The sequence below is a fragment of the Paenibacillus sp. GCM10027629 genome, assembly GCF_042676425.1.
GTDB lineage: Bacteria > Bacillota > Bacilli > Paenibacillales > Paenibacillaceae > Paenibacillus_K > Paenibacillus_K terrigena.
Window position 1 is genome coordinate 143,041 of the sequence record NZ_JBHTGZ010000012.1, and the last position, 18,244, is coordinate 161,284.

General features: G+C 47.2%; 18 protein-coding genes. 5 read left to right on the forward strand and 13 right to left on the reverse strand.

What is annotated here, in order from left to right; all coding sequences use genetic code 11:
- Positions 1-63 precede the first annotated feature (63 nt).
- The 5 genes from ACFQZR_RS21275 to ACFQZR_RS21295 form a co-directional block, all read right to left on the reverse strand.
- Entirely contained in the window at positions 64-276 is a 213-nt protein-coding gene (locus tag ACFQZR_RS21275; protein WP_379349680.1) for a hypothetical protein, read from the reverse strand.
- Positions 277-368: 92 nt separating this feature from the next.
- Complete coding sequence (locus tag ACFQZR_RS21280; protein ID WP_379349682.1) at positions 369-692, reverse strand: TFIIB-type zinc ribbon-containing protein; 324 nt, start codon at positions 690-692, stop codon at positions 369-371.
- 76 nt (positions 693-768) lie between these two features.
- Positions 769-990, reverse strand: a complete 222-nt coding sequence (locus ACFQZR_RS21285; RefSeq protein WP_379349684.1) for a hypothetical protein — start codon at positions 988-990, stop codon at positions 769-771.
- A 59-nt stretch (positions 991-1,049) separates the two neighbouring features.
- Entirely contained in the window at positions 1,050-1,379 is a 330-nt protein-coding gene (locus ACFQZR_RS21290) for a hypothetical protein (protein WP_379349686.1), read from the reverse strand.
- A gap of 86 nt (positions 1,380-1,465) precedes the next feature.
- Positions 1,466-2,038 carry a xanthine phosphoribosyltransferase gene (locus ACFQZR_RS21295; RefSeq protein ID WP_379349688.1) on the reverse strand — a complete coding sequence of 191 codons (573 nt, stop codon included), beginning with the start codon at positions 2,036-2,038 and terminating at the stop codon, positions 1,466-1,468.
- A 158-nt stretch (positions 2,039-2,196) separates the two neighbouring features.
- Here ACFQZR_RS21295 and ACFQZR_RS21300 point away from each other — a divergent pair, with 158 nt between their 5' ends.
- On the forward strand, positions 2,197-2,895 hold the full coding sequence (locus tag ACFQZR_RS21300; protein ID WP_379349690.1) for a hypothetical protein: 699 nt from the start codon (positions 2,197-2,199) through the stop codon (positions 2,893-2,895).
- Positions 2,896-2,903: 8 nt separating this feature from the next.
- On the opposite strand, the gene ACFQZR_RS21305 is transcribed toward ACFQZR_RS21300, so the two are convergent.
- Positions 2,904-3,497, reverse strand: coding sequence for a DedA family protein (locus tag ACFQZR_RS21305; RefSeq protein ID WP_379349692.1), 594 nt, complete (start codon positions 3,495-3,497; stop codon positions 2,904-2,906).
- 111 nt (positions 3,498-3,608) lie between these two features.
- Between ACFQZR_RS21305 and ACFQZR_RS21310 the strand changes: the two genes are divergently transcribed.
- Positions 3,609-4,637, forward strand: coding sequence for a YkvI family membrane protein (locus ACFQZR_RS21310; protein ID WP_379349694.1), 1,029 nt, complete (start codon positions 3,609-3,611; stop codon positions 4,635-4,637).
- On the opposite strand, the gene ACFQZR_RS21315 is transcribed toward ACFQZR_RS21310, so the two are convergent.
- From ACFQZR_RS21315 to ACFQZR_RS21325, 3 genes are read right to left on the reverse strand one after another with little or no spacing between them, the layout of a single operon-like run.
- Positions 4,623-7,916: an AAA family ATPase gene (locus tag ACFQZR_RS21315; protein WP_379349696.1), complete on the reverse strand. Its 3,294-nt coding sequence runs from the start codon at positions 7,914-7,916 to the stop codon at positions 4,623-4,625. The genes ACFQZR_RS21310 and ACFQZR_RS21315 overlap by 15 nt on opposite strands.
- Positions 7,913-9,250: a metallophosphoesterase family protein gene (locus tag ACFQZR_RS21320; RefSeq protein WP_379349698.1), complete on the reverse strand. Its 1,338-nt coding sequence runs from the start codon at positions 9,248-9,250 to the stop codon at positions 7,913-7,915. The genes ACFQZR_RS21315 and ACFQZR_RS21320 overlap by 4 nt, the downstream gene beginning before the upstream one ends.
- A gap of 34 nt (positions 9,251-9,284) precedes the next feature.
- The gene (locus ACFQZR_RS21325; protein ID WP_379349700.1) at positions 9,285-10,415 is read right to left on the reverse strand and encodes a glycosyltransferase family 4 protein; all 1,131 of its coding nucleotides are present in this window, start codon (positions 10,413-10,415) and stop codon (positions 9,285-9,287) included.
- Positions 10,416-10,517: 102 nt separating this feature from the next.
- On the opposite strand from ACFQZR_RS21325, the gene ACFQZR_RS21330 reads away from it, so the two are divergent.
- Together ACFQZR_RS21330 and ACFQZR_RS21335 are read left to right on the forward strand one after the other, a co-directional pair.
- Positions 10,518-11,708, forward strand: coding sequence for a GGDEF domain-containing protein (locus tag ACFQZR_RS21330; RefSeq protein ID WP_379349702.1), 1,191 nt, complete (start codon positions 10,518-10,520; stop codon positions 11,706-11,708).
- A 148-nt stretch (positions 11,709-11,856) separates the two neighbouring features.
- Positions 11,857-13,254, forward strand: coding sequence for an RsmB/NOP family class I SAM-dependent RNA methyltransferase (locus ACFQZR_RS21335; protein ID WP_379349704.1), 1,398 nt, complete (start codon positions 11,857-11,859; stop codon positions 13,252-13,254).
- 76 nt (positions 13,255-13,330) lie between these two features.
- On the opposite strand, the gene ACFQZR_RS21340 is transcribed toward ACFQZR_RS21335, so the two are convergent.
- Positions 13,331-14,407 carry a hypothetical protein gene (locus tag ACFQZR_RS21340; RefSeq protein ID WP_379349707.1) on the reverse strand — a complete coding sequence of 359 codons (1,077 nt, stop codon included), beginning with the start codon at positions 14,405-14,407 and terminating at the stop codon, positions 13,331-13,333.
- 222 nt (positions 14,408-14,629) lie between these two features.
- On the opposite strand from ACFQZR_RS21340, the gene ACFQZR_RS29010 reads away from it, so the two are divergent.
- Positions 14,630-14,722, forward strand: a complete 93-nt coding sequence (locus ACFQZR_RS29010; protein ID WP_483874915.1) for a sporulation protein YjcZ — start codon at positions 14,630-14,632, stop codon at positions 14,720-14,722.
- A 396-nt stretch (positions 14,723-15,118) separates the two neighbouring features.
- Here ACFQZR_RS29010 and ACFQZR_RS21345 read toward each other — a convergent pair whose 3' ends face one another.
- From ACFQZR_RS21345 to ACFQZR_RS21355, 3 genes are read right to left on the reverse strand one after another with little or no spacing between them, the layout of a single operon-like run.
- On the reverse strand, positions 15,119-15,919 hold the full coding sequence (locus tag ACFQZR_RS21345) for a Cof-type HAD-IIB family hydrolase (RefSeq protein ID WP_379349709.1): 801 nt from the start codon (positions 15,917-15,919) through the stop codon (positions 15,119-15,121).
- Positions 15,920-15,972: 53 nt separating this feature from the next.
- A complete protein-coding gene (locus tag ACFQZR_RS21350) occupies positions 15,973-16,716 on the reverse strand; it encodes a pseudouridine synthase (protein ID WP_379349711.1) in 744 nt (247 codons plus the stop codon).
- A 4-nt stretch (positions 16,717-16,720) separates the two neighbouring features.
- Complete coding sequence (locus ACFQZR_RS21355) at positions 16,721-18,202, reverse strand: RsmF rRNA methyltransferase first C-terminal domain-containing protein (protein ID WP_379349713.1); 1,482 nt, start codon at positions 18,200-18,202, stop codon at positions 16,721-16,723.
- Between the last annotated feature and the right edge of the window lie 42 nt (positions 18,203-18,244).

The following is an 18,244-nucleotide window of genomic DNA, read 5'->3' on the forward strand; positions in this document are numbered from 1 at the left end:
TACATCGGATTAACCTAAGGGTTTTTCCAATGTCTATTCTAAGGGGTGCACTTCAAAGGTGCTTTAAGAAGCTTTTATTTGACCATCAGATGTTTTAACGATCCTTTTTCTGCATTTTGTGCATTTGAAGTTCCCACCGATTAACTTGAAATTATTTCCGCATATTGGGCAATCTACTGCTTCTGCTGCTTTCCATCTTTTATTTCCCATAGTAATCCCAATCAGAACTGCTATTGCAGATATAATAAAAATCATAAAAATTATCAATTCAAGCATATGTGTCACCTCTACTTTTTCATCATTTTACCACATAGAGGCGTTTAAGAATATTAATAAAACGTCGCCCCTTGATGAGACGACGTTATACATCAATCAAATAGGTCCCCGAATACGTCCAGAACCGATTTTTTCTTCTTATGCTTGTTATTGTAATGTGGTTGATTGTGATTGTGAGAATTATTGTGTGAGTCGTAACGATGTCGGTCATCATCATAGGAATCTCTTCTAGGATGATCGTCGTGCTCATCATACCATTGATTGAATGCCGGTCTGATCTCACGAACACCGCTCATCAGCTTCTCAAGCTCTCCACGATCAAGCCATACGCCTTTGCAAGTTGGACAGATGTCAATTAAGATCCCATCCTTCTCCACCTCACGCATTCGCGTATCATGACATACTGGACAATTCATTCATACACTCCCTTTCGGACCCTGTTCACACGCAGAGCTAGATTATATTACGTTGTCCCAATCCCGTGGGTTTCATTTATTCGAACGGATTTATGCGTTCCATCGTAAAAGGCGTAATCGAATAGCTTCGGTCGAGCTTCACAATTCGTTTATTCGGCCGTCTTATCATCACGGTACTGTCATCCCACGCGACAACAATCCCAATGACATCATTGATTTCAAGCGCATCACGCACTACGCGGACCTTCGTTCCATCGATTCGATATTGATTCAACTGCTCGTCTGTTAATACTTCCATCGTATATTCTCCTTCAAAAAAGAGACCGAACAGCAAGCTGTTCAGTCCCTGTAGGTTGATTATTGTTCTACATGCTTCTTCAAATCATTCGTCTCGAACCAGTAATCAAGTACCTTCGACGACATTACCCGATTTCTTACGTATGACACTTGATGCGGCGTGAAATGACTGTTCCATTCATATCCAAGCTCATCGCATAATTTAACAATCGTGAGCAGCTCCGACCAAGCAACATAGCGTTTGTACCAGAAAAATTGAGGGTGTTCAATCATATAGGGATAAAGATCGTCAAATTCAGTATGCTTACAATCCAAGGCACGTTCAAAATGGACTTTCGCGTCATTTAACTTCTTCATGAAAAATGCTTCAGAAACCTGTTCATTCCCCATAGTCGGTCGCCTCCCTTCCCATATTCCTTATTATAAGTCAAAACTGACAGGGATGAAAGAGACTCTTTCCCCCGGGAATTGTAAATTTACTCTTGGAATTGGACCTTCCCATCCTCTAGAGACTTAATTTTTACTAGAGCTTCAAGCCTTACGCCTTGTTCTCGAATCGAAGACGCGCCCTGTTGGAAACATTTCTCGACCACAACACCCATACCTACGAGGGTTGCCTCTGCACGCTCAATGATTTTGATCAAACCGCGTGCCGCATCGCCATTCGCAATAATATCGTCAATGAACAGAATGCGATCATCCGCATGAAGGAATTGACGCGATACCATAATATCCGTTACAATGCCCTTGGTAAAAGAAGGAACACGTTCGCTGTAAGTCTCTGTATCCCCGACAAGTGTCTTCTTCCGACGTGCAAATACAAGCGGAACACCAAGTTCTGCAGCAACGACAAATGCAATGGGGATTCCCGATGATTCTACCGTCATGATCTTCGTCACCTGCTGATCCCGAAACCTTGCAGCAAGCTCCTTACCCATGACTGTGGTAAGCTTCGGATCAATTTGATGATTGAGAATCGCATCAAGCTTCAGTACTTGATCGGATAAGACAATACCTTCTTCTAAAATTCGCTGTTTCAACGCTTCCATACGTTATACCTCCGAATGCGGATTATGTAAGTTAAGTTAACATACGTTTGAAATTCATTCAAGCAAAAAAATTAACCTTTTATCCGTAACTTTTAGAGCGTGATTCCGTCTAATAAAGTAGAACTGATACATAATTTTTCACTTAGGAGCATACCCAAATGAAAATACCGATAAAATTGATTTATATTGGATTGATCTTAAGCCTTGCGATCTTGCCTTCTTGTAGAAGTCACATGGATTCAGCATCCTTAACAAACGGCCAGACATCATCCAAGGTTCAGCAATCAAGTGACAAAGAACCCGCAAAGCTAGCCGATACCAATCAAGAATCCGGCGACCCGAACGATGCGATCGATCAACCAAGTAAGAATAAAATAGAAATCTCATCCTCCAAAGATACTAAAAACACGAAAGATTCTAAGGATTCGAGCAAAGCAACGAAGAAACAAGAAGAGCCTGCCTTTGACCCTCAGAATCCCAAATTAGCCGGTATTGCCTTATCCGAGTCCAAAGACAAAATTACGAATAAACTTGGTAAACCTAGTGATCATTATAAAATGGACGATGAAGATGCGCCACTTGAAATCTATGAATACAACGGCATGTCCATTGGGTTCAATACATCGAATACCGTAGAGTTCGTCGAAGTATTCCAGAAAGAAGTCGCTACTGGACTTCGTGGCATTCGGATCAATCAACATGCAGATCAAGTCATCAAAGCACTAGGCAAGCCCGACCGTGAAACCGACTATGTTATTAGCTATAATGCCAAAGATGCGTTGCTTAAACTCGACGTTGATCCGATGACGCATCTCGTACAATCAATAAAGTTATTTCAAGTAACAAAAGCTGAGTAGAACGATGTCTACACAGCTTTTTTGCGTCTTACGAGGATTAACGCAATAACAAGAATCAGAATCGCGAGAATGGAGATGCTGTGTACCATGTGATGCCGCACAAAGCGATGAATCACATTCCAATTCGAGCCGACGAACCGGCCGAGCGTAATGAATACGAAACACCAAATAAGCGCACCGCTCGCTGCAAAGCATAAATATTTGGCAAATGGTACACGGGTAACACCCGCAAAATAACATGTAACATGCCGGATGCCTGGAATGAAATATCCAAACACAATACTTAGTCCGCCATATTTATGAAACCAACGCTCTGCTTTGGCGAGACGTTCCGGGGGCAAATGAATCCATTTCCCGTAACGCTGCAACAGATTGCTCCCGACCTTTCTGCCGACAGTATAACTAATTAACATCCCCGTCATACTGCCGAAGAAACTCACGAACAGCACCATGCTGTATGAAAAGTGTCCATGAACGGACAAGCCTCCCACCGCAAGCATCAGTGTCTCATCTGGAACAGGAATACCCACAATTCCTGCAGCTAGCAGTAAATACAAAGCTATATACCCATACTCACTTAGAAAATGTAATGCTCCTTGCATGAGAAAACCCCTTCCATTCCCCATCCCCTTCATCTTTCGAGTCATGTCCCATCCGCACCCATCATAGGCTGTAAAGAGGGACAAACTGCGTTTTTTGGAGGCGGAAGCTGCTTGAGAAATATCATCAAAGTATTACAAATTGCTTTTACGTATATCGGAACCATTGTCGGCGCTGGATTTGCCACTGGGCAAGAGATCCTGCAATTCTTCACACAATATGGAAGATTTGCCCCTTGGACAATACTTATCGCAACAGTGCTATTTGTATGGCTTGGCACGAAAATTATGCTTATTGCCCATGAAATTCGAGCAAATTCTTATGAAGATTTGAACAAACATTTATTCGGACAAGCCGCTGGGAAAGTAATAAGCTTATTTTTGATGATCGTGCTCATCTGTGTGAACAGCGTTATGCTCGCAGGTGCAGGCTCCCTATTCGTGGAACATTTTAATATCCATTACCAGACGGGGCTGCTGCTTACGCTAATCGCTACATTCTTTCTCCTGCGCAAAGGTATGAACGCGATTCTGACCTTAAATTCTATCGTTGTACCGCTAATGCTCATATTTACATGCCTAATTGTCCTAAATACGCTCGATTCTCCATCGGCGAACCGCTGGATTACTTTAATTGTGGACAAAAGCTGGACAGCCACTTGGGCCGCACCCTTCCTTTATTCTGCCTTTAATCTCGCGATGGCGCAAGCTGTGCTCGTCCCACTAGGTGCCCAGATGCCCTCACGCGGTGTAATTCGTACAGGGGGCATCCTTGGCGGAATTGGGATTGGATTCATGCTCTTATCAGGCCATTTTGCACTCTCGGCCTATATGCCGGGCATTACACAATTTGAAATCCCTATGGGTAAAATCGCCTACCAATTAGGATTATTCGCTCAAATGGTATACTTACTGTTGATCTTCTCTGAGATCTTCACCACGTTCGTCGCCGATGTATACGGAGTTACCCTGCAAATTCAGCAGCGCATCCGCCTCTCGACACCCATCATTACCTTGCTGCTCATGATCATCTCTTATCTAATCAGTCAGTTCGGATTTAGTTCACTATTGTCCGTATTATATCCGCTATTCGGTTTATTCAGCCTTGTCTGGCTCGTCATGATTGTCTTAAAGAAACGATAAGTTCGTTGACTCTGCTTCCAAATACTGAATTTCGGCATGCGAAAAATGTTGTCTTACCGCATCGACGATATGTGCGTGACAGGTCATTAGAATAATCTGATGACGCTCTGCAAGAGACTTCAGCACGCGTAAAGTTTGTCTTAATCGATCCGCATCAAAGTTCACGAATAAATCATCCAATAATAATGGCATATGCGGATGACTCGCAAACGTCTCTGCAAGTGCAAACCGCATCGCGAGATATAATTGTTCGGCGGTCCCACGGCTAAGGAGTGAACTATCGATCAATTGGCCTTGTGCTTGTTCTACTAGCATCCGTCGTTCGCCGAGCGGCGCAATGATCTTATGGTATTTCCCCTCCGTCATCTCGGCAAAATATTGCGACGCTAGCTTCAGCACTTGCGGCTGTTTCTCGTCTTCATAAATACGACGCGTCTTGCGCAAGAGGGTGTTGCAAATGGCATATATAGCATACCGCTCTGTTAAAGCGCGCAGTTCTGCACGCTGCTCCTCCAATCGCTGAAGCGCATCAGCATGTTCACTGCGCTGCCTGATGGAGTCAAGTTCATTCAGAAGACGGCCGCGTTGTTCTTGCTTTTCTAGATATGTGAATTCAAATTGCTTGATGCGTTCATCGGACTCCGCCATCAAGTGATCGAGTAGGATGGGATCATCGATCTCCAGAAGTTCAATCAGATCTGCGGTGAGTTGATCTTGTTCTCCAAGCTGATTCGCCAGTTCCCACTGCATGGCCACCAACTGTTCTCTACGTTCCACCAGCCGCGCATGACGACGTAAACCTTCTTCATCCTTCGCATCAGCCTCCTCGAACAAGGATCTCAATTTCAGATCGAGTTGATCTTTACGATAGATGACATCCTCTCGTGCCGAAGTCAGCTCAGCGAACTGCTTATTATTCTGACTCCATAGCCGTCTCGCTTCTGCATATTGATCCAATTGCTGTTTATACGACCGAAGCGCATACATGCGTTCTTCTGCACGAAGAAGTGATGGATCCTCGATTATCTCAGCAACGGATATATCGAACGCTGACATTTGGCCCAATACTTCACGCTCTTTCAACCGCAGTCGATCGATTTGCTGTAGTAAGGTCAACCCTTGTTCCGTCCACTGAATTACTTCAAGCACCGCGTCAGGGGACAGCGTCGTTGGTAACCCTTGGCTGGTTAACCAAGCTTCCCACTTTCGATGATGCGCCTCTTCCTCTATCAGGTTCTGTTCGATCATTTCTTCCGTCTCCACCAATTGATCCCGCAATCGTTGCTCAATGCTTCGATACTCTTGATGTCGTTCGGTTAGATGTCTCTCCTCCCGAATCCATTGCAGCCAAGGATCAACCGATTTCTGTAACTGCACCATCTGATCTGCAATGAACCGTTCCAGATCGTGAAGAGTCGCATGCTCAAGCGATGGCTGTGCTTCATGATCTGTTGGCACGTCGATAATTTCTTGGATCGACTTGATCATTTTTAGTCCTAGATCCCTTAATTCCGTATCCGAATCTGACTCTGAAAACTTAACATTCCCTCGGCGGGAGCGTCCTCTCGAATGGCTCCGCACCTGTCTCGATCCACTGCGAGTCCCAAACATTAGATATCCATCCAATATCAGAAACCCAAGCAACGAGCCAATACCGAATGCCCATTGCTTGGCCATGACAAAAAACAATGGAATCAAAACGGTAAGTACCATAGCTCCAATTTGCATTTTAGCGTGTAATGCGCGCACCTGCTGTGAGGAATGCTCCTGTGCGTGTTCTTCCGCTTCCCGCTGCGCGCGCATAGCACGATATGTGAGCATCTGATGATTCCATTTCTGAACTTCATGCTGAAGCATGGACCACAATCGCTGTCCCTCATCAGCTGATGTTGGACGTAAATGCGTAAATCGTCGGCCACCTGCGTCTTGATGCGCGACTAACTTCTGCTGAGACGCATAAATATCGGCTGAGGCAGCCTCCAGTTGTCGGCCAAGCCGCATATTATCTGCATGCAGCCCTTCGATCCGACGGTCCGCTGCAAGCTGCCGTTCCCGCTCGATTCTCACCCGTTCTCGCAGCTCAATCGTGGCCGCGAAGCTTCTTAATTGATCGGCCGTCCATCTCGGATCAATCATCCGAAGTAATCGGGAGAGTTCGCGCTCCGCCGCTTCCCGCTCCGACTGCAGCTCCCGACATTCGTATCGTTTCACTTCAATAGACTCCGCCATGTGAAGCAGCCTCTCCACCTCAGGGAGGTCATTCAATCGCATATCGTCGAATACAAGACCGGACATCTCTTCTTGTAGCTTCGTCATCGACCTTTCGGTTTGCTTCAATTGAAGCTCTAACGCATCGCGTTCCATCGTTAACTGCTGCGTCCGATTCACAGCATCTTCAGGAAATGCTCTAAATACAGGCAGCTCGGCAAGCTCTCTTTCAATTCGTCTTGCACGCAGCCAATTCTCACGCATTCCCTTTGCCCGCATGATTCGCGAGGATTCTACTCGACTTGCCTCAAGTTCCATCGCCAGGTCTGCAATTTCCACATCCGCCTGTTCTAACATCATGACGTGTTCATTGTATCTCTGTATGAAGGATTTGCTGTGCCGAATATCTTTCTCCAGCTGATCTATGGCTTGCAAAATCTTGTTCACATCTTGATTCCGACCCTTCGGACGGAACAGCTTGTCCATATCTTGCGTTAGTTTGCGCTCCGCCTGCATAAGACTTCTTCCGCCGCCTATGCCCGCATGATATAAGAAACCGCTCAATTCCTCCGACTGAAGTGTTCGAAGCTCTTGCAGCTCGGTCAGCGATACAGCAAATAGACTTCGAAATAACTCAGAGGATAAACCGCCTAACAGCTCTCGTTCTAAGTCCTGCTGCGAGCAGAACCTCACTTGACCTAGCTTATCGGTTACACGAATCAATAGGTTCTGCTGTTTGCCTTCTCCAGAGAGTGAACCACCAGAGGATGAAATGCCTGTAGAGGACATGCCTCCTGTATTGGAACGATCGTAGCGCTCAATTGTCCATTCATTACCTTGAGAATCTTGTAACATGAGCCGTCCGCCATGGAGACCGCCATATACAGGCTCGTAACGTTCACTCATATACGTCCGTGAAGGAATCCCATATAACATCGCCCTGATAAACCCTAAAAGCGTACTTTTACCTGCCTCGTTATTGCCATATATGACTGTAACCTTTGAATCCATCTGCATATGGACTTGGTGCTTCGCACCAAATCCGTTCATATAGAGGCCATTAATTCTCAAGAAGCTTCGCCCCCTGCTCTTGGATCAGCTTCTTCCAGCAAGACCGCCGCTAGTTCACATGCCCGTCCGATAAGTGCCCGTCCATCTTCTGAATCCTTCAGTTCTTCGATAACATGCCGCAGTCGGGTATGGCCTTGCATCGATTCCATCGCTTGATCCATGATCTCCTCATAGAGATCCAGGTCCTGATTGGTCTGTCTAGCCATCCGAAATAATTCGCCGAGGAAACTATCCGCTTCAAGGATATGCTCCACATCCACCTCAGAACCAGAATCCACCTGAAGCGACTCGAGCCAGACGATATTAGAAGTCTCACCTTCTGCAGAAACCCCATACTCCTCTTCTTCGCGAAGAACTTGAAGCAGATCTTGCACAAAACCGTTCTGCTCAAGCTTGCGATGCAGCAATCCTCTACCATGCAAGAACAATCGAAGAACCGACATACGTCCAAGCGAGGCTTCTCTACAATTCTGCATCACTTGTTCCACAAGTTCTTTCAGCGCTTGTTCTGATTCTAACCCTTCTATCGAGATGGATTCCGTATACCACCGTACATCATCCAGCGGTGCGAATGTCAGGCGAGTCTGACGCCCTTCCATAACATGGACGATATAACAGCCTTTGGCCCCTGCTTCTTTCACACTCCGACCCTGAATGTTGCCTGGATAGACAATGCATGGCTCTTGTTCGTGCAGAATCTGTCGTAAATGGATATGACCAAGTGCCCAATAATCCATCCCCGCTTGGATCAAATCCCTCTTCGCGCAGGGTGCATAGTTGTCATGCCCAACATCCCCGTCCACATTCCCATGAAGTAGTCCAATATGAAAAAGTGAGCTGCCCGCGAGACGTTTGTAGGATAACGCAACATTCTCATGCAAGGCCTTATGTGCGTACGAAATTCCGCAGATCGCTGCGATGGCCTCAGGTTCTGAAGCTTCTGAGTGTCCACACCGATATACGATTATCGTCTCAACTTCTTTCGAACTTAAAAAATGTACCGTATCTGGCCATGTTAATTCGGCATGCATCCCATCTTCGGGATCATGATTGCCATGAATAATATAGACGGGGATACGTGCAGTTGCCAATCGCTGCAGCTCCCGTTGCAATCGAAGCTGTGCTCGCAGCGATCGGTCTGCCGCATCATAGACATCTCCACTGAATACGACAAAATCAACCTGTTCTCGCAGCGCCAGATCAATTAAGTTCGTAAATGCCGTAAAGGTCGATGCGCGCAACCTCTCTCGAATTGCATCCGGCACGTGAGACATCCCTCGAAAAGGACTGTCGAGATGAAGGTCTGCGGCATGAATAAATCGAAAATCAGACAATACAGCTCCCCCCCAAGACGACTTCATTCAAACACTAGGATTTTCGATTTACTTGCAGATAAATATTTTTCAATTCATTCACAACGCGTGTCAGAGAATAGGATTTTTTCGCTTTCTCCCATCCCGCACGCGAAAGTTGATAACGATAGACCGGATCGCCCATCATTTTCTCTAATGCATCTGCGAGCGCTGTCGGCTGATCAGGCGGCACTAAGAGACCATTCACACCGTCTTCGATCTGCTCTGCAATGCCCCCCACATCCGTTCCGACAAGGGCGAGCCAACAGAGCGCAGCTTCGGCGAATACCGAGCCGAACGCCTCGGCTCTTGAAGGGAGCACGAAGATATCCGAGAACGGCATGAACTGTTCCGGATGCAGCATATAGCCATAAAAAATGGTCTCATCATAAATATCAAGGCTCACTGCAAGCTCCTCCAGCTCCGTTCGAATTGGACCGTCTCCGATAATGTGTAAGACGTACGAATGGCCTCGCGCTTTGAGTTCTGCACACGCTTGCAGGAGGATGTCGAGTCCTTTGGCCGGGACTAGCCGACACACGGTTATTAGCTGCGGCACCTCATTCTCGTGAGAGATCGGCTTAAATCGGCGCTCATCATAACCGTTAGGAATGACGATAATACGATCAGGGTGATTCATATATGTAGACAGATACTGCTTGAATGACTCGGATACCGTCAGGATCTGATCCATATGATGTTCAAGCTCGCGGTAGAGCGATGTGAGGAATTGATGCTCGATCCCGCCTTCTTCTATTTTCCCGTTCAATATGAGCTCTCGCTCATAACTCGAGTGAATCGTCATCACGACAGGCGTATCTGGGAAGAGCTTCTTAAGGACAAGCGCCGCAATCGGGTGATGCGCGTGAATGACATCGTATGACTGCTTCAGACGCATCTTGGACCACCATATATAATCACGAATCGTCTGAATATATTTTTGCACCGTTGAATTCTCTTCGAATTGGTGCCAATCAAATGTGGTAAACGTTACTTCTTCATGCCCTTTACTGCGGACACGTTTGGGAATCGAGAATATTTCCATCTCCCAATTTGGCTTCTGAAACCGTTCCTGAAAAAAAGGAATCATAGAAGACACTCCGCCCGGTTGCTCTGGCGGAAAGAACAAAGCTTGCAACAGTTTCATATCAATGTCCTCCCGAATATGATATAGTAACACGTAGATTATAAAGGGTTGAACACAGAATTATATCGTAAAATCGATCATCATTAATTGGAGCGTAGATGCATGTCAACATTGGCGAATTTCTTCACAGGTACGATCGGACAAGCCTTCTCGTCATCTTGCATTATATACATAATGTTCATCATGATCCTGCTGTCCATTCGAATGTATCGAAAACAAGGAAAAAAAGCATACCTTTATCTCATTTTTGGTTTTCTACTCATTATGACATATCAAGGAATAAACATCCATTTTAGCATAAATGAGATCTTAAGAGCCCGAGCGATAAGCTACTTCGTTGAAATCTTGCAGACCTTATCGTTTATCATTCTGAACCTGGCGATCTATCAGCTATATAATCGCAACTCGAAGCGTACCGTCATTTATTGTTGTCTGCTCGTCATGGGAATTCTCATCTTGCCGATCGTTCAACTGCTAATCGATCCGCTGTTCTTAAGCGGTCCTCCGACGGATCATTTCGCAGGCGTCTGGCCGCTGCAAGCGTACAATCTGGTCCTGTGCCTCATCTTTGCTCTGACCCTAGGCAGACGAATCAGGCAGCAGCTTAAATATTATAGCAGCCTTGTGCTGTACGGTGTAATCCTCGCGCTCAATTTGCTAGGCAACCACGTCTTAACGAAGCCTTCGGCTTTCATTGAACTGACACATAATCTACTGCCAATTGTTTATTATACGCTGCTCTACTTTATTTTGTTCGACCGTGTCGTCGAGCTGCTGCAATCCGTCTACCGCTCTTCGATTACGGACGGATTAACCAGCTTATACAACCGTCGTTATTTCAACAAAGTTGCTTCCCACTATATTCATGAGAACCTCCGAGTAAGTGTCATCTTTAGCGATATTGATAACTTCAAGAAGCTGAACGACACCGAAGGTCACCACCGGGCTGACGGCGTACTGAAACAGGTTGCGAATATCATGACGGAGGAGCTCGAAGGCATTGGCATTACGGGGCGTTATGGCGGGGAAGAGCTCGTCGCACTCGTTGTAGATAAGGACGCCAAAGTCGAAGAAGTCGCTGAGACCATTCGACGACGTGTCGCCTCCGAGAGCATTGTCACCATCAGTGTCGGACACAGCACCCTTCGCAAAGGTGTAACGACAGAAGAATTAGTGAAACAAGCCGACCAGGCCATGTATCACTCCAAGACAACAGGCAAAAATAAAGTAACAGCATATGCGGACCTCCAAGGTTCAACGAGCAAACCTGACCGCAAAACCCGATTGGGATAAACATAAACGATTTCGTCGTCCATTCAAAAGACGGAAAGCTTTTAAGCGAGAAATATAAGAACAGTTTATCCGTGAAACTTATAAGACCTTATATTTTAAATTAACCCCACAAAGTTTAAAATCTTATGCAAGGAGTTTAGGAACGACAATGACAACATCTTTACCCTCAACGTATATCGAACAAATGCGCACGCTCCTCGGTCAAGACGCGGAGCGTTTCTTGCTGTCTTATGACGACCCACGAACACAAGGATTACGAATCAATCCCTTGAAGACAGAGATCGGTAGTGCGCTTACAGCAGAGCTCCGCAAGATGTTTGACTTGGAACCTGTCCCTTGGTGCAGCACGGGATTCTATTACGGAGACCATCGCCCAGGCAAACACCCCTATCACGCCGCAGGCTTGTACTATATTCAAGAACCGTCTGCGATGTCTGCTATGGAGATGCTGGACCCACAGCCCGGAGAGGTTGTTCTAGACTTAGCAGCAGCACCAGGCGGGAAATCCTCTCATATTGCAGGCAAAATGCAAGGACAAGGGCTTCTTATCGCGAACGAAATCCACCCTGCACGTGCCAAAATACTCGCCGAGAACATCGAACGGATGGGCGTGCCTAATGCCGTCGTAACGAACGCCACGCCGGATGAGCTCGCGGCACGCTTCCCTTCGTTCTTCGACCGGATTATGCTCGATGCCCCATGTTCCGGTGAAGGGATGTTCCGCAAGGACCCTGACGCCATTCAAGAATGGTCCGAGGCCCATGTCGACATGTGCGCGGCGCGCCAGTGGGACATCTTGGAACAAGCGGTGAAGATGCTGAAGCCAGGCGGTACGCTGGCTTACTCGACCTGCACGTTCAATCGTCAGGAGAATGAACTGACGATTGAACGCCTGCTGGCGGCGTTCCCCGCGTTCACGCTAGTGGGAACGGAGCGCATCTGGCCTCACGAGCACCGCGGTGAGGGCCATTTTGTCGCCGTGCTGCGCGCAGCAGCAGGCGAGGGTGGTGCCCGCGAGCCGCAGGCTGCGGGCGACGCGCACAGCGCGCACGGCCGCCGCAAGGCGGAGCGTGCGCCGCGCGGCAAGGGCCAGCCCGCCGCTCCCGCGGCGGCGGGCATGGCCCAGTTCCTCGCGTGGGCCCGCGAGGAACTGCCCGGCTTCGCGCCGGGCCAGGGCGATGCGCTTCTCTTCGGCGAAGCGCTGTACGAGCTGCCGCAAGCGGGCGGCAGCTCCCTGTCGGCCGCACAGCTTAGCGGCCTCCGCATCCCACGTGCCGGATTGCACCTCGGCACGATCCGCAAGAACCGTATCGAGCCAGCGCATGCGCTGGCGCTCGCTGTGAACCCTGCGTGGGCGCGGCTCGTCTATGACTTCGCGCCCGATGCCCCTGAGATCGCCGCGTATCTGCGCGGCGAGACACTGCCGGTGTCGCCGGATCACAAAGGCTGGGCGCTCGTGACCGTGAATGGCCTGCCGCTCGGCTGGGGCAAAGCCAGCAGTGGTCAACTGAAGAACCACTATCCGAAAGGCTTACGTCTTCCGTAAGCTCATTCACTTCATCGCAAGACATAGAGAAGCCCTGTTGCTCCAAAATCAAGGAACGACAGGGCTTCCGTCTTATTTAATCCACTTCATTCTCAAACTGAATTTCATCAATGACTTCATTCCGGAACATCAGTGTCAAGTGCAGTGCTTCATATTCCACCGATTTATCTAATTCGCGCATGAGCAGCGTACACATATGTGCACGATCCTCCGTTGTGCCTGGAACATCCAGCTCGATAAATCCGCTTAATCCTTCATCGCCTATATCTACGGTAGCAATCCCTACGGGAACGGAACCATAACGTTCATGATGATATATTGCATAGGTCAGCACAAGATTGTCGTCACGCACAGGTTCGATCGAATAGCCTTCAAAGGTATGTTCCATCAAAGAAGCATTCATGAAAATTTCAGCTTCTTCTTCTTCATCTTCTTCAAATTCTTCGTCTTCGCCGTCCTCCAGCAAATCTTCATGCGTTAACGCCATCGTCTGCAGTTGCATGTCACCCAGCTTCATTTCCAGATGAATGGTATCCATCAATTGTTCATCTAGATCACGGACGATCAGTGCGGTTAATTGATCCATCTCTTCTTCACTTGGTAGACGGTCCCATCGAACTTCACCTATCGCATCTGCACCATACTGTTTCACCACAGATACAGCCAGCAGATCATCTTCCATGTCGTATACTTCATAGACAGTAACATGACGCCCTGCGCTAATGACCTCAAGTCTTAAAATTTCGTCTTCAGCAAATTCTTCAATCCGCTCAAAATCCGTCTCGTCCTCTTCCTCGACTTCTAAGTCTACTTCTCGTTCCAACTCATCCGGGTACCATTCATGAACGATCGCCTGATCCTCAATTTCTTCACTCGTTGATACAATCGTCTCAAAAGGGCTGTACGAGACAAATACATCGCATTTGGGTGCGGACAACGCACCTGCAAGACCCTGCACATATTGGGTAATAAATTCTAAGACATCAGGCTTCTCCTCGCGTGACAGAGAATCTTGCTCCAATTGAACAGAACCTGCCACCCGTTCTCCTTCGCGATAGATGAGCGAGATTGTTCCGACATATCGATGATTCAAGACGATATCATGCACTTCACCACCAGATGTCTTCAGATCAGGTCGTAGGTTGATATTCATTCCTCCGTCACTCCTTCTTCATTTCTTGCTTCCACTTATTCCAGTTCTAGGATTCCCACCAGACGTCGAAGTATTCGAACGCCCATTTCTACGGACTCGGGATAAACGTCCAATCTTATAAAAATCGGCATCATACTATAGATTATTCGAAGATGGAGATATACACCCAGCCCCCTGGATCTTCATTTTCGCAGAAACAAGATATAAAGGAGGAATTATGCAATGGGCGGAGTAGGCGGTGGATTTTTCACTTCGGCAGCTACTATTCTTGTATTATTTATCTTGTTAGTAATCGTATCGTGTGCATGCATCTAAAGATTCTCTCGTACGATATAACCAGCATCTAAATAGATGATTCGATCTTGCATCAATGGGGATTACGCATGATCCTATGCACACAAAAGAGGCATTCTAATCCGTAGGTTACTACGAAGGAACGCCTCTTTTTCTTTTTGTTATCACATTTTCTCTTTGATGATATCCTGTGTCATTATCGCACTATCTTCCATCCTATCTACAGCAGCGGTACAAGCACCCAAAGAGGACCCTTTAATCTCCTCAGCCAGTACATGACCATCCTCCAGTTCAATCAAGACCACGTCGCAGACGGCTACACCGCATTAGGCAACTGGAAACCCTAATCCATAGAAGATACCAAAAAGAACTGGCTCGCAGCCAGTTCTTTTATCAAAATGGAATCGAAATAATGAATTAGAGACAATATTTCACAAGCGCCAAATGGACACCATCTTCATTATTGCTCAAAGTAATATCATCAGCAGCTGCTTTTACTTCGATAGGAGAGTTGTCCATCGCAATCCCCACACCCGCGAATTGAAGCATCGTAATATCGTTATAATAGTTACCGATCGCCAAGATTGCGCTAGCGTCTACCTCTCGACTTGCAGCGCAATACTTCAGCGCATTCCCCTTCGAGGCTCTCGCATGCATAATATCAATGAAATAATCCCCACTGCGAATAATCGTGAGCTCATGCATCCATGTATTCCACTCGGCTTCAAGCTCATCCATCTGCTCTTTCGTACCGAAAGCCGTCATTTTGACCATCTGGTCTGTTAGTGATCCATCCACGGGTAGCACCAATGGCACGACATAGAATTTGCCGTACATTGCGAGCACTTCTTCTGTCAGAATATCTTTCCGCTCAACATACAGCTCATTGGCCGTATTGAGATCAAAATGATAGTGATGTTCTCGGCAATACGCCTTGAATGGGGCTAGCTCGCTATCTGCAATCACATACTGATGAATAATCTTACGTGTGGCCGATTCCATCGTCACAGCGCCGTTATGTGTAATGACCGTCCCAACAAGTCCTAATTGTTCCAGCAGTGGAATCGTGCTGCTCGGGTTGCGTCCCGTACATAATACGATCTCTGCACCTTGCTTCGCGACCTCGAGAACCGACTCTCTTGTTTTGGGTGTAATTTCGTGATGATCATTAATCAATGTACCATCGACGTCTAATGCAATCATTTGAAAACGGTTCATATGCTTCTGCTCCTATCTCTTTGGCCTCTGTTTGGCCTTTCTATATTTCCCGGCTATTCCCGCTCTTGCTTAAGGCCCGCTAGCTCTTCCTTTGTCAACTCACGATAATGACCTTCCTCAAGCGCTGAATCGAGTATCAAAGAGCCCATCGAGATCCGCTGGAGATAGACGACCTTCTTACCGACGGATTCAAACATCCGCTTAACTTGATGGAATTTGCCTTCTGTAATGGTCAATTGGATTCTGGAGACCACTTCGGGTCCCGAACGATCGTGACTTAGAATCGTTAATTCTGCAGGTTTCGTGACATACCCATCATCCAATGTAACACCCTCTATAAATGCTGCAATATCTGATTCCCCGACATCTCCAACAACATTCGCAATATAGGTCTTCGGGACATGCTTCCTGGGAGATAACAGCTCGTGGGAGAGCTTCCCGTCATTCGTTAAGAGCAATAGTCCTACGGTATCTTTGTCCAAGCGCCCCACGGGGAATGGTTCGAAGACGCGTTCTTCGTCATCCAGTAGATCAATGACCGTCTGGTCATGCCGATCTTCTGTCGCGGAGATTACCCCTGCTGGTTTGTTCAACATCAGATATATGAACTCCCGGTAGTGTACGCGCTCACCATCCAGCATAATAATATCTTCTTCCGGCTGGACTTGTAATCCGTTATCCTTGATCACGCGGTCATTCACCGTAATTCTGCCCTGCTTGGCCCATTTCTTAATCTCACTGCGCGTACCAAGTCCCATATGACTAAGCACTTTATCTAATCGAATCGTATTTCTCATCGATTTATGTCCACCTCCACCCAGCTGGGTATTCATTCTTTAACATGCCATCGATCCATTTGCCCCATCCAACAGAATAACCGTCAATACAGATGAGCACATATCCTTTTGCAGCTATCTTCTCATTTGCAAGCTGCACACGTTCTACAGGGATCGATAATGTCTCGCCTTTCAAATAACGGACCGCTTCATCCGTGCTAGATTGTAGATCAATGCGTCTTACAACCTCCTGCGGGTGTAATGCTGTAGCAAGAGGATGCGAGGGCTCGAAGCGGTTTTTCTTTAACGTCCCAATGAAGAATCCAGGCCTTACCACTTTCAAACCGGTTAAGCGGTCTTGGCCCACAGGCGACATGTAAACATGTTGTCCGAAACGCACAAGCTCACCCGATAATTCAATCCGAAGATGATTGCGCATGAACTGCTCTACTTGTTCTCGTTCATCCGCTGTCAATTTTGTTTTGGCTTCGGGTTCCCTGCTGCGCTTGTCTTTCTTAGATGATTGATCCACGAAGTCTTCCTGGGGCACTTCAGAGCCATCATGCTGCATCACAGCGAGGAAATGTCCTTCCCCCTCAACAAGGTGCGGCCACAGTCTGCCCGTATCGTTCACGGCTTGAATCGTCTCTTCTTCAAAAGCTTTTCCCGAAGCATCCGTTAAAGTACGAATCCATTCCCCTTTGCCCGCCGCGAAGCCGCTAGTGCTCGTAACAGGCACGATATGGAATCCAGGATGTCGCTCTACAAATTCTGCGATCATTGCTTCATTTTCTTCAGGGGAGAACGTGCATGTCGAATAAACAATGCGACCGCCGGGAGCGAGAAGCGAAGCGGCAGTCCTCAAAATGTCGCGCTGCATAAGGACGCAATTCTCGACGGAATGCTTCTCCCACTGCTTAGCCATGTCTTCATCTTTCCGGAACATACCTTCCCCCGAACATGGCGCATCGATCAATATTTTATCAAAAGCATGCTTGAACGTACGTGCAATCTCCTCTGGCAGCGCATTCAGTACAACCGCATTTCGTACGCCGTACAGCTCCATATTTTTGGCTAAGGCCTTCGTACGGTCTGCATTATTGTCATTGGTCACGAGAAGGCCTGTCCCAGCGAGCTTTGCCGCAATTTGTGTCGACTTGCCGCCTGGTGCCGCACATAAATCAAGGACCCGGTCACCCGCTTCAATCTCTAGTAATTCAACAGGCGCCATCGCGCTCGGCTCCTGGATATAGTAGAGCCCCGCATGATAATATGGATGTTTGCCTGGACGCGCATCTTCCTCCACATAGAACCCCTCTAGCACCCAAGGAATGGGTCTAAGCGGGAACGGTGAGAGCTCCTTAAATTGACCAACGGCTATTTTTAGTGTATTCACACGAATCCCATAAAATCTTGGCGCATCGTAAGAGGTCATGAATGCCTCAAATTCTTCGCCTAATAGTCGCTCCATCTTCACCCTGAATGCGAGTGGCAACGTTATTCCCATTCTGTATCATTCCTATCATGAAGTAATCTACCCTATTGACGG

Excerpts from the sequence above, each read along its gene's own strand:
- ACFQZR_RS21340 (WP_379349707.1), bottom strand. The coding sequence starts at position 14,407 with ATGAATATCAACCTACGACCTGATCTGAAGACATCTGGTGGTGAAGTG.
- ACFQZR_RS21285 (WP_379349684.1), bottom strand. The coding sequence starts at position 990 with ATGGAAGTATTAACAGACGAGCAGTTGAATCAATATCGAATCGATGGA.
- ACFQZR_RS21305 (WP_379349692.1), bottom strand. The coding sequence starts at position 3,497 with ATGCAAGGAGCATTACATTTTCTAAGTGAGTATGGGTATATAGCTTTG.
- ACFQZR_RS21295 (WP_379349688.1), bottom strand. The coding sequence starts at position 2,038 with ATGGAAGCGTTGAAACAGCGAATTTTAGAAGAAGGTATTGTCTTATCC.
- ACFQZR_RS21345 (WP_379349709.1), bottom strand. The coding sequence starts at position 15,919 with ATGAACCGTTTTCAAATGATTGCATTAGACGTCGATGGTACATTGATT.
- ACFQZR_RS21355 (WP_379349713.1), bottom strand. The coding sequence starts at position 18,202 with ATGGGAATAACGTTGCCACTCGCATTCAGGGTGAAGATGGAGCGACTA.
- ACFQZR_RS21330 (WP_379349702.1), top strand. The coding sequence starts at position 10,518 with ATGTCAACATTGGCGAATTTCTTCACAGGTACGATCGGACAAGCCTTC.
- ACFQZR_RS21275 (WP_379349680.1), bottom strand. The coding sequence starts at position 276 with ATGCTTGAATTGATAATTTTTATGATTTTTATTATATCTGCAATAGCA.
- ACFQZR_RS21335 (WP_379349704.1), top strand. The coding sequence starts at position 11,857 with ATGACAACATCTTTACCCTCAACGTATATCGAACAAATGCGCACGCTC.
- ACFQZR_RS21290 (WP_379349686.1), bottom strand. The coding sequence starts at position 1,379 with ATGGGGAATGAACAGGTTTCTGAAGCATTTTTCATGAAGAAGTTAAAT.
- ACFQZR_RS21280 (WP_379349682.1), bottom strand. The coding sequence starts at position 692 with ATGAATTGTCCAGTATGTCATGATACGCGAATGCGTGAGGTGGAGAAG.
- ACFQZR_RS21325 (WP_379349700.1), bottom strand. The coding sequence starts at position 10,415 with ATGAAACTGTTGCAAGCTTTGTTCTTTCCGCCAGAGCAACCGGGCGGA.
- ACFQZR_RS29010 (WP_483874915.1), top strand. The coding sequence starts at position 14,630 with ATGGGCGGAGTAGGCGGTGGATTTTTCACTTCGGCAGCTACTATTCTT.
- ACFQZR_RS21300 (WP_379349690.1), top strand. The coding sequence starts at position 2,197 with ATGAAAATACCGATAAAATTGATTTATATTGGATTGATCTTAAGCCTT.
- ACFQZR_RS21350 (WP_379349711.1), bottom strand. The coding sequence starts at position 16,716 with ATGAGAAATACGATTCGATTAGATAAAGTGCTTAGTCATATGGGACTT.